Below are 12,898 nucleotides of genomic sequence, written 5' to 3'. Positions count from 1 at the left end.
GGCCCCGAAAGACCGGCCCCGAACTCGGTCCGGGTGGGGGACACTTCGCGGTACTGAGGCGCTGCGGTGGGCGGAGGTGGTGGCATGAGGATCGGGACGGTGGACCGGCTCCGGCGGTACCCGGTGAAGTCGATGCTGGGGGAGGAGTTGGGCGAGGCGGCCGTGTCCGAGCGCGGGCTGCACGGGGACCGGGTGCTGGGGCTGCTCGACGCCGAGAGCGGGAGGGTGGCGAGCGCCAAGAACCCGCGGCTCTGGGCGGGGATGCTCGGGTTCACGGCCGTGCTGGACGCCGGCGGCGTCGTGATCACCGGGCCGGACGGCCGGGTGGTGCGCGAGACCGAACTCTCCGGGCTGCTGGGCCGCAAGGTGAGCCTGGTGGGCGAGCGCCCCGCCGGTGCGACCGTCGAACGGGCCGTGCCCGAAGAGGTGCTGGCCCGCGGGACCTCGGCGGAGGTCGCCGTCACGGAGAACGAGATCGGCCGGGCCGCCCCCGCCGGGACGTTCTTCGACTTCGCCCCGCTGCACCTGCTCACCACCTCCACCCTGGACGCCGTGGCGGCCGGGGCGGAGCGCTACCGCCCCAACCTGGTGATCCGCACCGAGGGCGAGGGCTACGTGGAGAACGAGTGGGTGGGCCGTGAGCTGCGGATCGGCCCGGACCTCCGGCTGCGCGTCCTGGTCCCCACTCCCCGCTGCGCCGTCCCGACCCTCCCGCACGGCGAACTGCCGCGCAGTACGGCGGCGCTGAAGGTCCTCGCCGCCCAGAACCGGCTGGTGCCGCTGGAGGGGATGGCCGCGCTGCCCTGCGCAGGCGTGTACGCGCAGGTGGTGGAGCCCGGGAGGGTGCAGGTGGGGGACGCGGTCGGTCTCTGCTGACGCCTGCGGCGGCGTCCGGCGCCGGCCCGGAGCGGTCTCCACTCCACGCGGTCGGGACACGGTGGCCGACGGCCGGCCGTCGGCTATCAGACGCCGGGGACGGCATCCTTAGCGCTGGTGTGCCAGTTGGTGACGACCGGCTTGTCGACCTTGATGGAACCGACGGGAATGCTCACCGGGTTCGGGTCCGTGCGGCCGATGGCGACGATGACGTCCTTGAACTCGACGGCCTGGTTGTCCTTGGTGCTCTTGGGGTTGATCCCGGCGTAGGCGACCGTGGAACCGCTGAGCGTGATCGGCGTGCCGACGGCCTGCTCGGCGTTGGCGGCCTCGATGCCGCCCGAACCGAAGGCGATGACCGGGTGCTCGCCCGACAGGACACAGGTGATACCCGGCTTGGCCTTGGCGGTGATCTGGAGGTAGCCACCCGCCTGGGTCTCCAGCTTGGCGCTGAACGTGAGGTCGTTGGCTCCGCAGGCCTGGCCGTAGCCGGTCTTGTCGCCCGCCCCCGGGGCGGCGGCCGAAGGCTTCGCCGACTTGGCCGGCGCGGCGGGCGTCGGCGAGGCGGGCGTCGGCGCGGCAGCCGGGGGAGTGGTGGTCGCGGCGGCAGCGGTCGTCGGGGCGGGGCCCGCAGCGGACGGCGCGTCACCGTTCTCCGGGCCGCAGGCGGTGGCGGCGGCCGCGAGTGCGGTGACCGCAAGGGCGGTGAGGGCGATTCGCGCGCGCATGGAGGTCCCAACTTCCGTCTGTCGAGGGGGGATCGCTGTCTGCCTCCACGCTAGGGCCGGGTTGATCACCGGCTGGTGCGTGAGTTGTCCCGGTCCTGTCCCAGGACTGAAGTCGGCGCGCTCGGCGTCGGGGCTCGGGTCAGGGGTCGGGGCTCGGGTCAGGCGTGGGGCCCGGGCGTACGCGCACCGGCACCCGACACCGCGTCGAGTGCGGCCAGGAAGCGGTCCGTCGTCGTCGCGTCCCGGACGGCGATCCGCAGCCAGTCGGGCCCGAGGCCGGGGAAGGTGTCGCCCCGGCGGACGGCGAAGCCGTGCTCACGCAGGCGCTCGCGGACGGCGGCGGCGCCCGGCAGTTCGATCAGGACGAACGAGGCGGCCGGCTCGCCGTGCACCCGGACGGACGGGAAGGCGGCGAGGCCTTTCAGCAGGTGGTCGCGGCAGAGCGCGAGGTCCTGGGCGGCCTGCTCGGCCTCGGCCAGGGCCTCGGGCGTGCTGCACGCCTCGGCGGCGGCCAGCGCCGGGGTGGAGACCGGCCAGAGCGGCTGGGCGGCGCCGAGGGCGGCGATGAGCGGTGCCGGGCCGAGGGCGTAGCCGATGCGCAGGCCGGCCAGGCCCCAGGTCTTGGTGAGGCTGCGCAGGACGACCACCCGGCCGGGCAGGCCCCGTACGGCGGCGAGGGATTCGGTCTCGCCGGGCACGGTGTCCATGAAGGCCTCGTCGATCACCAGCGTGCGGCCGGGGCGGGCGAGGGCGGCGACGGCGGCGGCCGGGTGCAGGACGGAGGTCGGGTTGGTGGGGTTGCCGAGGACGACGAGGTCGGCCTCCGCCGGCACCGCGCCCAGCCGGAAGCCGTCCGATGGTGTGAGCAGCACCCGGTCCACGGCGTGCCCGGCGTCCCGCAGCGCGGCCTCCGGCTCGGTGAACTGCGGGTGCACGACGACGATGTGACGTGGCGTCAGTACGCGGGCCAGCAGGACGAACGCCTCCGCCGCCCCCGAGGTGAGCAGCACCTCCTCCACCGGCCGACCGTGCCGGGCGGCGACGGCGGCGCGGGCGGCCGTCCCCTCGGGGTATGCCGCGAGGTCGCCGAGCGTCGCCGCGAGGTGCTCGCGCAGCCACTGCGGGGGCGTGCCGGTCCGGACGTTGACGGCGAGGTCGACCAGGCCGGCCCCGTCGTCGCGCACCTCCGCGTCACCGTGGTGGCGGAGGTCGGGGTCGGGGGCGGTCACGAGTGGTCTCCATCGGCATGGGGAAGGGGCAGCCCGGGGATCCGCACGAGTGCGTAGCGGTCGGAGGGGGGTGGTGCGTAGGCGAGCCCGTCCCCGAGCGCGACCAGGGCGACGGCCTCCCGGTGGGAGGCGAGTTCGACGGCGGCCCGGAGGCAGTCCTCGGCGGTGAGCCGCCGGGCGGCCGGCCGCAGCAGCCCGGCGGCGACCGCCAACGCGCCCGGCACGCCGACCACCACCGACGCCCGCCGCAGCTCCGCCTCGGCGCGCGGGACGATCAGGTCGCGCTCCCCGGGGCCGAGGCCGATCACCGCGAGCCGGCCGCGTACGGCCGCGCGGGCGACCGCCACCGTCGCCGTGGACGACTTCCGCTTGGGGACGACGAGTTCGCCGCCCGGTGCGCTCGCCAGCGCGGCCGCCTCCGCCACGCTCATGGTGCCGACCGCCTCGCCGACGGACGCCGACGGGTTGGGCACCGCGACGGCCGACAGTTCCTCGGCCGTGTGCTCGTCCACCGGGAGGCCCAGCAGGGCGGCGGCCCGGCGGACGGCGGGGTGACCGCCCTTGCCGGTCAGGGTCGAGAGCCGGGCGACGGCGGAGGCCGGCAGCCCGGCCTCCCGCAGCGTGCGGCGGATCAGCCGGGTCACCTCGGGCGCCGCGGCGGCCTCGCGCAGGCCGACCCCGACGACCAGGCCGCCCGCGCGCGGTCCCGGGGGGCGGGTCGGCGGCGGGGGGCAGACCAGGACGTCCTCGTCCCACCCGGGGAGGTCCCACCCAGGGAGCTCGTGGCGCCCCACGGTGGCGTCGTGCCCGACGCCGGCCGGGCGGGCGGGGGTGCGCGGGGCGCGGGCCCGGCCGCTGGTGATCACCGGGCAGGTGTCGAGGAGGGCCGACACCTCGCCGGCCAGGTCGTCCGCGCCCCCGGCGGCCCCGGTCAGCGACACGGCGAAGCGCCGCTCCGGGTCGACACAGACCACGCCGGGCAGGGGACGGCCGATGGGCGGGCGGCGGAGCAGCATTCGTACGGTCGCACCGACGGGCGCGAAACAGACCAGCTGCCGGCAGCCGCGCAGCGCGGTCTCCAGGAGCTCGTCCGCGCCCTCGCCGTCGTCCTCCGCCCGGAGGACCAGGCTGTCCGGCCAGAGCCGGTGCACCGCGTCGGCGAGCGGGCGACCCGCCTCGCCGAGGGCCAGCAGCCCGATCACGTCGCGTTCCCTTCACCCGGTAGCCGCCCATGAGCCGCTGAACAGCCGCTCGACAGCCGTTCGCCGGCCCACGAGATCCCACCACGGTCGCGACGAACGGGTCAATCGGGGCGCCTGTGACCTCCGCCGCCCCCGCGCGGCGGCTGTTCGCCTGTTCTTCACCTTCCTTGTGCCGTGACCGCCACCGCCGCGCTCCTACTGTTCTCGGCGCTCCAGACCCGGCAGTTCCCGACGGCAGTTCCCGACTCAACGGAGGACACCATGCCCTTCGCACGAACCCGCACCAGTGACAGCGACGCCCGCACCGGCGGCACCCGTCCCCGCCGCACCCTCACCGCCCTGACGGCCGGCCTCGGCCTGGTCGCCGGCTCGCTCGGACTCTGGGCGGCCACCGGCTCCAGCGCGCAGGCGGCGACCCTCCCCACGCCCGACCACGTGGTCGTCGTCGTGCTGGAGAACCACGCCTACTCGCAGATCATCGGCAGCTCCGGCGCGCCGTACATCAACAACACCCTGAAGGCCGGCGGCGCCACCCTCACCCAGTCGTTCGGGATCACCCACCCGAGCGAGCCCAACTACTACCAGCTGTTCTCCGGCTCCAACCAGGGCCGCACGGACGACAGCTGCGTGCCGGTCGGTTCGATCAACAAGCCCAACCTGGGCTCCGAGCTGATCGCCGCCGGCAAGACCTGGGGCAGCTACAACGAGGGCCTGCCGAGCCAGGGTTCGACCACCTGCAGCAGCGGCAAGTACGCGCAGAAGCACAACCCGTGGTTCGGCTTCAGCAACGTACCGACCAACACCGCGTACACCTTCACGCAGTTCCCGACCGACTACAGCACCCTGCCGAAGGTCTCCTTCGTCGTGCCCGACCTCTGCAACGACATGCACGACTGCTCGGTCTCCACCGGCGACACCTGGATCCAGAACAAGCTCGGCGCGTACGCGGCCTGGGCCAAGAACAACAACAGCATCCTCGTCGTCACCTTCGACGAGGACAACAGGCTCTCCGGCAACCGCATCCCCACCGTCTTCTACGGCGCGCACGTCACTCCCGGCGCCACCACCGCCACCACCTACAACCACTACAACGTGCTGCGCACGCTGGAGGACCTCGCCGGGCTGACCACCCACGCGGGCAACGCCGCCTCCGCCGCCACCATCACCGGCATCTGGAACTGACGCCCGTGTACGTCGCGGAATCCCGCAGCTCCAAGGCCCCCGTCGCCCCGGCCCCCCGGCCGGGGCGGCGGGCGGCCGCCGCCGTGCCCGGAACCGTGCTGGCCCTGGGCACCGTCAGCCTGGTGACCGACGTCTCCTCGGAGATGGTCAGCGCGGTGCTGCCGCTCTACCTGCTCACCGGGCTCGGCCTCTCCCCGCTCGGCTTCGGGCTGCTGGACGGCATCCAGAACGGGTTCAGCGCGTTGGTCCGCCTGGCCGGCGGCCACCTCGCCGACCGGCGCGGCGCCGACGGCGCGCCCCGGCACAAGGCGGTCGCGGCGGCCGGGTACGGGCTGTCGGCGCTCTGCAAGCCGCTGCTGCTGCTCGTCCACACCGTGCCGCTGATCGGTGCGGTGCTCGCCGTCGACCGCACGGGCAAGGGGCTGCGCACCGCGCCCCGGGACGCGATGATCTCGCTCGCCACCGAACCCGCCCACCGGGGGCGGGCGTTCGGTGTCCACCGGGCGATGGACACGGCGGGCGCGCTGCTCGGACCGCTCACCGCCTTCCTGGTGCTCCGCCTGGCCGGCGGGCCGATGCTCGCCGACGGCGGCGAACGGCACGGCTACAACGCGGTCTTCACGGTCAGCGCCTGCGTCGCCCTGCTCGGTGTGCTGGTACTGCTGCTCTTCGTCCCGGGCCGCCCGGCGCCGGCCGACGACGGGCCGGCTCCGGCTCCCGGCCTGCGCGACGGCCTCGCCCTGCTGCGCCTGCCCGGCCTGCGCCGGCTGGCCCTGTGCGCGGTGCTGCTCGGCCTGACGACCGTCAGCGACTCCTTCCTCTACCTGCTCGTGCAGCGCCGGCTCGGCCTCGCCGTCGACCTCTTCCCGCTGCTGCCGCTCGGCACCGCCGCGGCCTTCCTGCTGCTGGCCGTCCCGCTCGGCGCGCTGGCCGACCGGATCGGCCGCCGCCGGCTCTTCCTGGCCGGCCACGGCCTCCTGCTGCTGGCGTACGGGATGCTGCTCTCGCCGCTGCGCGGGCTGCCCGTGGTGGTCTGCGTCCTCGTCCTGCACGGTGCCTTCTACGCCGCGACCGACGGCGTGCTGGCCGCCGCGGCCGCCGACGCCGTCCCTGCCGCGCAGCGCGGCGCCGGGCTGGCACTGGTCGGCGCCGGGCAGGCGCTGGCCCGGTTCGCCTGCTCGCTGGTGTTCGGCGCGCTGTGGAGCGCGGTCGGCGGCAGCGCCGCACTGGCCTGGTCGGCGGCCGCGCTGGCCGGCTGCGTCCTCGGGGCCGCCTTCGTGCTCCGGGACTCCCACGACGTCCCCGCCACCGACTCCGAGGTGCCCTCGTGACCCCACCGCTCCAAAGCCGTACCAGGGTGCTGATCCTGCTGGTCGCCGTGCTGCTGCTCGGCTCGGTCGGCACCGGAGCCGTGCTCCACGCGTCCGGCCAGTCGGCCCGCAAGGACCAGGTGCAGCCCGGCGGCCCGGTGGTCACCCCCGGGCCGGCCTCGCTGGGGAAGCCGTCCGGCCGGCGGCAGCTGGTGTTCCGCAACATGGCCTGGGGCCCGCACCGCGACGAGCTCGCCACCGTCCCCGCCGACCACCCGGACGGCCCGCGCACCTCCTCCGGCGTCCAGTGCCTGCGCTTCTACACGGCGGGCGGCACCGGCATCTGCCTCCAGGCCGAGCGCGGCGCGCTGCAGGACACCTACCGTGCCGTCGTCCTCGACGACCACCTGCGTGAGCTGCGGTCCTTCCCGGCCGCCGGCATCCCCACCCGCTCCCGGGTCTCGCCCTCCGGCCACCTCGCCGCCTGGACGGTCTTCGTCAGCGGCGACTCCTACGCCGGCACCGACTTCTCCACCCGCACCTCGATCGTCGACGTCCGCGACGGCAACCTCCGGGAGAACCTGGAGGCCTTCGACCTGATCAAGGACGGCAAGCCGGACCGGGCGCCCGACGTCAACATCTGGGGCGTGACCTTCGCCGACGACGACACCTTCTACGCCACCGCGGCCACCGGCGGCCAGACCTACCTCGTCCGCGGCGACCTCGCCGCCCGCACCCTCACCACCCTCCACCAGAACGTCGAGTGCCCCTCGCTCTCCCCGGACGGCACCCGGATCGCCTACAAGAAACGCGTCCCCGGCCTGCCCGCGGACGCGCCCTGGCGGCTCTACGTGCTCGACCTGGCCACCATGACCGAGACCGCCACCGCCGAGCAGCGCAACATCGACGACCAGGCGGTCTGGACCGACGGCTCCACCCTGCTCTACGCCCTCCCCGGCGACTTCGGCGCCGACCTGTGGAGCGTCCCCGCGGACGGCAGCGGCTCGGCGCGGCGGACGATGGAGGCGGCCGTGGCCCCGGCCTATCCGGGCTGACAGGGGCGGTTGGCAGCTCCCGGACCCACGAGCGTAGGGTCCACGTCGGGCAGTGCGAGTGGCGCGCGTGGCCCGAGCGGTGCGAGGCGGGGGAGCTGGGGAGCGGTGAAGGAAGCAGGGCGCGCCGCGCCGGAACGGATGGTGAGCGACTCCTGGCCGGCGCTGCACGGCCGGCCGGTGCTGCGACGGACGGTCGCGATGGGCCTGGTGCTCTTCGTGGCGGTCACGGCGGCCCTGGCGGTCCGCGGCATCAACGCGCTCTCGCTGGGCCGGGGCGTCATCGAGACCGACCGCGACCGCGCCGAGCTGCTGGCCGGTCTCCACCCCTCCCAGCACCCGGGCGCGGGGCGGTACTACGTGCCCGTGGGCGCGGTGTACACGCGGACGGCCGACGGCGCGCCCGTCGCGTACCTGCACTACCGGCTGGCCGGCGGCCAGGACGTCGGGCTGGGCGACTTCCTGCGCACCTACGACCTGCCGGTGCCGGGCCCGAGTGCACCGCTGCCGTCCGACCTGGCGGCCGCCCTCGGCGGCGACGAGCCGGCCGAGGCACCGGAGCTGCCCGGGGCGGTGACCGCCGTCCCCGGCCCGACCACGCCGCCCACGCCCGGCCCGACGGCCACGGCCACTCCCACCCCCACGGCCACCGGCACGGTGACGCCCGCGCGCGACGTGACGCCTGACGCGACGCCTGCGGAGACCGAGCCGGACCTGCCGGCCGAACCGGTCGCCTCGCCGTGCCCGGCGGACGACGCCAGGGAACCCGCTCCCGCCGCCCTCCCGGCCGAGGAGCCGCAGCCCACCCCCGCCGATCCCGTGCCCGTCGATCCCGCGCCGGCCGTGCCCCCCACGCCCACCGCCACGACGACGCCCGCCCCCACGCCCACCCCCGAGCCGGCACCCGCGCGCCTCGGCCCGGGCCGGCGGATCTACGTCGCCGCCGACCCCGGAGGACTCCCCGGCGCGGCCGACATCTACGTCCGCGCCACCGGCTGACCCCGCGGCCCCGCTCCTCAGCCGACCCCGGCGACGGTCATCGCCAACGACAGGACCAGCGCGCCGAGCGCGCCCGCCGCACCGAGCAGCCGCAGGCCGCGCCGGTCGTCGTCCGCACGGACGTGGCGCACGGTGGCGGTGGCGAACGCCAGCCCGCCGGCGACGAACCACGGTCCCCACAGGTAGAGGTACCAGTGGCTCAGCCGGAGCAGAGCGGGATCGAAGGAGACGGCCCCGGCCTCGACCAGCAGCCCGTGCGCGACGAAGAGACAGCCGTGCCAGACCAGCAGGACGGTCGCACCGCCGCCGCAGAACACCAGGAACCGGCCGGTCCGCAGGCCGCACGCCCTGACCAGGCCGATGCCGACCACCGCCCCGAAGAGCTTGAGGAACCCGGTCGCCCACAGGACGGCCAGGAACCACGGCACCCCGTCGCGGGCGAGCTGCACCAGCTCCGGCGCCACCGTCGACTCCGCGCCGACCGTGCCGCCCAGTGCCCAGACGAAGCTGGGGACCGCGAACAGGACGCCCCACACCGCCACCGCGTACCCCGGCCACCGGCCCGGGCGCGGCGCCGGGCGCGGCACCGGGCGGACGGTGGCGGCACCGGGAGAGGTTTCGATCTGCATGGGCTCCACGGTGCCGGACCGGAGCCGGCGGCACGTCGTCTGCACGGAGGAGCGCCTCCCCCCGAGGAGCTACCCCCACGCCGGCGTTCACCGGCCGGCGGTGTGGAAGCCGCCGGTGACGACGGGCCGGACCTTGGCCAGCATCAGCTCCAGGAACCGGTCGGGGTGCTGGAAGGACGCGAAGTGGCTCGCGTCCTCGATGAGGGCGAACTCCTTGACCGGGGCCTGGACGTCGTCGAAGAAGCGCTTCGCGCGGTCGGTCGGGGTGAGGACGTCCCGGTCGCCCTGGAAGACGAAGAACGGCAGGTCGAAGCGGGTGCCGTCGGCGCGGTCGTCGAAGCCGGCGGTGGCGGGGAGGACCCGCTCGGAGAGCTTCATGCCCTTGCCGAGGGTGCTCAGCTCGCTCAGCGAGTGCAGCGGGGAGAACCAGAGCGACTTCATGACCACGGACTTCATGGTGGAGAAGGTCAGCGGGTCGGTGGTGGCGACGATCTTGGCGTAGGCGCCGTGCTGCTCGGCGGTCCGGGTCCGCAGGTCGGGGCCGATCTCCTCGACGGCGGCGAGCTCCTTGCGCTTGCCGGCGGCGTGCAGCCGGGCCAGCAGGGCCAGGTGGTCGCCGGTGTCGCGGCCGGCGTCGTGGATCTTCTGGTCGGTGCCGACGTAGGCGCTGTAGCGGTCGGGGTACTGGCGGGCCAGGCGCAGTCCGAAGGTGCTGCCGAAGGAGTTGGCGACGAGGAGGACCTGCTCGACGCCGAGCCGGGCACGTGCGTGGTCGGTGACCTCGACGGCGTCCTCGTACATCCGGGTGAAGCTCAGCTCGCCCTGGCCTTCGGCGCCGCCGCGGCCGAGGGTCTTGCCGGCGCCGCGCATGTCCCAGCGGACGATCGTGAAGTGCTTCTCCCAGGCCCGGGTGCGCGGCCCGTAGATCGCGTTGGAGGCGCCGGGCCCGCCGTGGATCTCCAGCATCACCGGGTTGGTGCGGTCCTCGCCGCGGATCGAGATCCACTGCTCGATCCCGCCGATGCGGACGAAGCCCTGCTCGTCGATGCCGTTCGGCGTGTCGATCCGCATCAGCCGGGCGCCTGCAGCCTGCTTGATCCGGCGGTGGCCGAGGGCTGCGGCTACGGGGGCGGCGACGGCGGAGGCGACGGCGGAGGCGAGGAGAACGGTGCCGAGCATGGGGTGACTCCCTTGAACTGTGTATCGGATACGCAATTGAGTGTATGTTATACACAGTTCTGAGAGGGCGTCAATCGCCCGCCGGAACCAGCACGAGAACCACAAGGGAGCTGACGCGTATGGCCGGAAGCCGGGAGAAGAAGCGCGACCCGAAGGCGAGCCTGGCGCTGCTGTGGGGGGAGCAGGACCAGCCCCGCCGCGGTCCGAAGCCCTCACTGACCGCCGAGCGCATCGTCGCCGGCGCCATCGAGGTCGCCGACGCGGAGGGCCTGGACGCCGTCTCCATGCAGCGGGTCGCCACCGAGCTCGGCGTCACCACCATGGCGCTGTACCGGTACTTCCCCGGCAAGGCCGAACTGGTCGACCTGATGGTCGACTCCGCCCTCGGCGCGCCCCCCGGGTCCATCGGCCGCCAGGACGGCTGGCGCCCCCGGCTGACCGAGTGGGCCCGCCAGTGCTGGGCGCTGTACCGCCGCCACACCTGGATCCTGGCCGCCACCGCCATGCGCCGCCAGCTCATGGGTCCCAACCAGCTCGCCTGGATGGACTCGGCCCTGGCAGCCCTGGCCCCGACCGGGCTCTCCGCGGCGCAGCAGCACGACACCGTGCTGCTGATCATCGGCCACATCCGCAGCCTCGCCCAGCAGCTCGTCGACGCGGACGAGGAAGGCGGTGAGGAGTGGAACCGGCTCGCCGGCGAGGTGCTGGAGCGCCACGGAGACCGGTTCCCCGCACTCACCGCGGCGATCGCCGCCGGAGCCTTCGCCCCGCAGGGCGGCGACCCGCTCGACTTCGGCCTGGAGCGCATCCTCGACGGGGTCACCCCCCTGGCCGATCGGGGCTGAACCCCTGCGGACCGGCGAGGGCCCCGGCTGCCTGGCAGCCGGGGCCCTCGCCATCCTGTGGTGCGCTGTCAGGACCGCGCCTCCGCCTGCTCCTGGAGGAGGCCGGCGATCCGGTTCAGGTCGTTGACGACGTCGAAGAAGGTGTTGATGTTCGGGGTGGAGGCGCCGTTCACGGCCAGGTAGAAGGTGTGCAGTCGGCCGTGGCCCGCGGCGAGGTAACCGCCGAGGGTCTCGCCGCCGACGGCGAGCCGGTCGTTGACCGCGTCGTAGCCGATGACGGAGCCGGGCTTGGCCCACACCTTGCCCTTGCCCGGGCAGGTCGGACAGCCGTCGCAGGCACTGGCGAGTGAGCCGTCCACGCCGAGGATCGGCAGCGCCTCCCGGAACCGGTCGGCGTCGGCGGTGCCCTGCCAGTAGTGCAGGATCTCGTTCTCCACGTCAGGGGTGACCCGGTCGACGGGGTTGCCGCCGCGGCCGTCCAGCAGCTGCACCTTGGTCGGGTCGATCCCGGCGCCGGTCAGGAAGTCCCTGAGGACGGGGAAGCCGTCCGCGCACTGGTGGCTGCCGGTGGTGACGGCCATCAGGCAGATGCCGAGGTTGGCGCCGAGGTTGTGGCTGACCTTGAGGATCAGCCGGGCGTACTGCTCGTAGACCGGGGAGACGTACGCGGCGACGCGTTGGGTGCCGTCGTACGAGTCGGGCAGCAGGCCCGTCGGGTTGGGGCCGGTGGGCGGGGCGGTGACGGTGACGCCGGCGCGGGCGAGCGCCTCGATCAGAGCGGTGCGGCCGAAGGCGTTCGGGTCCAGCACGTGGGAGACCCGCAGGGTCGGCGGCGCGTCGGCCGCGATGGTGCCGGACAGGGTGATGTGCGTGCCGTCCGGCGAGGTGGAGAACGCGATGTCGGTGGTGCCGCCGGCCTCGACCGTCCGCACGGTCGACTCCACCTGGTACGGCGCGACCTGCGGCCGCCAGCTGAGCTGGGCGGGCTGTCCGGGGGTGGTGGCGGTGGACAGCAGGTCGATCAGGTTGTCGTTGACGATCAGCGGGGTCGGGGTGGGGTCCAGCCCGGGGTCGGGGGCGAAGAGCCGGGGGTCGATCGCGACGTCCCCGTGCACCTCGGTGATGCCGGACGCGCGCACCTGCTGGGCGATCGAGTCGAGGCCGGCGAGCGGGTCCTCGGGGGTGAGCGTCGCGCCGGGGACGTCGTCGGCGTAGGTGTGGTCGATCGGGGTGAAGTCGACCGAGCCGTCCGGCTTCGTCCGGCCGCCCATGGTGAGGTCGCCCTGTGCGACCAGGGCCAGCGACCCGTCCAGCACCGACCCGGACCGGTTGCCGATGGCCTGGACGGGGGTGGTGAACCGGTGGTCGCCGCCGAGCGTGTGCCAGGTGCCCGACACGCTGACCAGTTTGGCCGTCGAACCGGGGATGAAGAACTGGTTCGGGTACTGGGAGTGGATGACCTCGCCGGTCGTGTCGTCGATCTCCAGTAGGCCCCACTGCGCGTGTTCGTAGGCGGGCTTGTGCATGATCGCCAAGATGTCGGGGCTGAGCCCGCCGTAGTCCTGGACGGGCGCCGCGCCCGCCGGGCCGACCGTCACGACCATGGCCGCCACCGTCGTGACGGCGGCGGCCACGGCACGCCGACTTCGAGAAAACGCTCTCATGAA

12 protein-coding genes are annotated in these 12,898 nt (G+C 74.4%); 6 read left to right on the top strand and 6 right to left on the bottom strand.

Annotated features, from left to right (window positions below; genetic code table 11):
* The first annotated feature begins 84 nt into the window (after nt 1-84).
* Nucleotides 85-876 (top strand): MOSC domain-containing protein, encoded by a 792-nt coding sequence (locus tag ACZ3YO_RS32290; protein WP_465576481.1) that lies wholly within the window; start codon nt 85-87, stop codon nt 874-876.
* A gap of 86 nt (nt 877-962) precedes the next feature.
* On the opposite strand, the gene ACZ3YO_RS32285 is transcribed toward ACZ3YO_RS32290, so the two are convergent.
* From ACZ3YO_RS32285 to ACZ3YO_RS32275, 3 genes are all read right to left on the bottom strand, one after another.
* Nucleotides 963-1,604 (bottom strand): DUF4232 domain-containing protein, encoded by a 642-nt coding sequence (locus ACZ3YO_RS32285; RefSeq protein WP_465576478.1) that lies wholly within the window; start codon nt 1,602-1,604, stop codon nt 963-965.
* Between the two features lie 158 nt (nt 1,605-1,762).
* On the bottom strand, nt 1,763-2,833 hold the full coding sequence (cobC, locus tag ACZ3YO_RS32280) for an Rv2231c family pyridoxal phosphate-dependent protein CobC (protein WP_465576475.1): 1,071 nt from the start codon (nt 2,831-2,833) through the stop codon (nt 1,763-1,765).
* Entirely contained in the window at nt 2,830-4,035 is a 1,206-nt protein-coding gene (locus tag ACZ3YO_RS32275) for a cobalamin biosynthesis protein (RefSeq protein ID WP_465576473.1), read from the bottom strand. The genes cobC and ACZ3YO_RS32275 overlap by 4 nt, the downstream gene beginning before the upstream one ends.
* Before the next feature lie 261 nt (nt 4,036-4,296).
* Here ACZ3YO_RS32275 and ACZ3YO_RS32270 point away from each other — a divergent pair, with 261 nt between their 5' ends.
* The 4 genes from ACZ3YO_RS32270 (at nt 4,297) to ACZ3YO_RS32255 (ending at nt 8,578) form a co-directional block, all read left to right on the top strand.
* The gene (locus tag ACZ3YO_RS32270; RefSeq protein ID WP_465547885.1) at nt 4,297-5,217 is read left to right on the top strand and encodes an alkaline phosphatase family protein; all 921 of its coding nucleotides are present in this window, start codon (nt 4,297-4,299) and stop codon (nt 5,215-5,217) included.
* Nucleotides 5,218-5,222: 5 nt separating this feature from the next.
* The gene (locus ACZ3YO_RS32265; RefSeq protein ID WP_465576470.1) at nt 5,223-6,548 is read left to right on the top strand and encodes an MFS transporter; all 1,326 of its coding nucleotides are present in this window, start codon (nt 5,223-5,225) and stop codon (nt 6,546-6,548) included.
* Nucleotides 6,545-7,582, top strand: a complete 1,038-nt coding sequence (locus tag ACZ3YO_RS32260) for a TolB family protein (protein ID WP_465576467.1) — start codon at nt 6,545-6,547, stop codon at nt 7,580-7,582. The genes ACZ3YO_RS32265 and ACZ3YO_RS32260 overlap by 4 nt, the downstream gene beginning before the upstream one ends.
* A 105-nt stretch (nt 7,583-7,687) precedes the next feature.
* A complete protein-coding gene (locus ACZ3YO_RS32255) occupies nt 7,688-8,578 on the top strand; it encodes a hypothetical protein (RefSeq protein ID WP_465576465.1) in 891 nt (296 codons plus the stop codon).
* A gap of 17 nt (nt 8,579-8,595) precedes the next feature.
* Here the strand turns inward: ACZ3YO_RS32255 and ACZ3YO_RS32250 are convergent, their stop codons facing one another.
* Entirely contained in the window at nt 8,596-9,207 is a 612-nt protein-coding gene (locus ACZ3YO_RS32250; RefSeq protein ID WP_465576462.1) for a DUF3995 domain-containing protein, read from the bottom strand.
* Between the two features lie 87 nt (nt 9,208-9,294).
* Entirely contained in the window at nt 9,295-10,386 is a 1,092-nt protein-coding gene (locus tag ACZ3YO_RS32245; RefSeq protein WP_465576460.1) for an alpha/beta fold hydrolase, read from the bottom strand.
* A 119-nt stretch (nt 10,387-10,505) separates the two neighbouring features.
* Here ACZ3YO_RS32245 and ACZ3YO_RS32240 point away from each other — a divergent pair, with 119 nt between their 5' ends.
* A complete protein-coding gene (locus ACZ3YO_RS32240) occupies nt 10,506-11,231 on the top strand; it encodes a TetR/AcrR family transcriptional regulator (RefSeq protein WP_465576457.1) in 726 nt (241 codons plus the stop codon).
* 68 nt (nt 11,232-11,299) lie between these two features.
* Here ACZ3YO_RS32240 and ACZ3YO_RS32235 read toward each other — a convergent pair whose 3' ends face one another.
* Nucleotides 11,300-12,895: a D-alanyl-D-alanine carboxypeptidase/D-alanyl-D-alanine-endopeptidase gene (locus ACZ3YO_RS32235; RefSeq protein ID WP_465576454.1), complete on the bottom strand. Its 1,596-nt coding sequence runs from the start codon at nt 12,893-12,895 to the stop codon at nt 11,300-11,302.
* Nucleotides 12,896-12,898 lie beyond the last annotated feature (3 nt).

Source organism: Kitasatospora sp. NPDC022785, from assembly GCF_055561295.1.
This window is presented reverse-complemented; position numbering and strand designations above follow the sequence as displayed.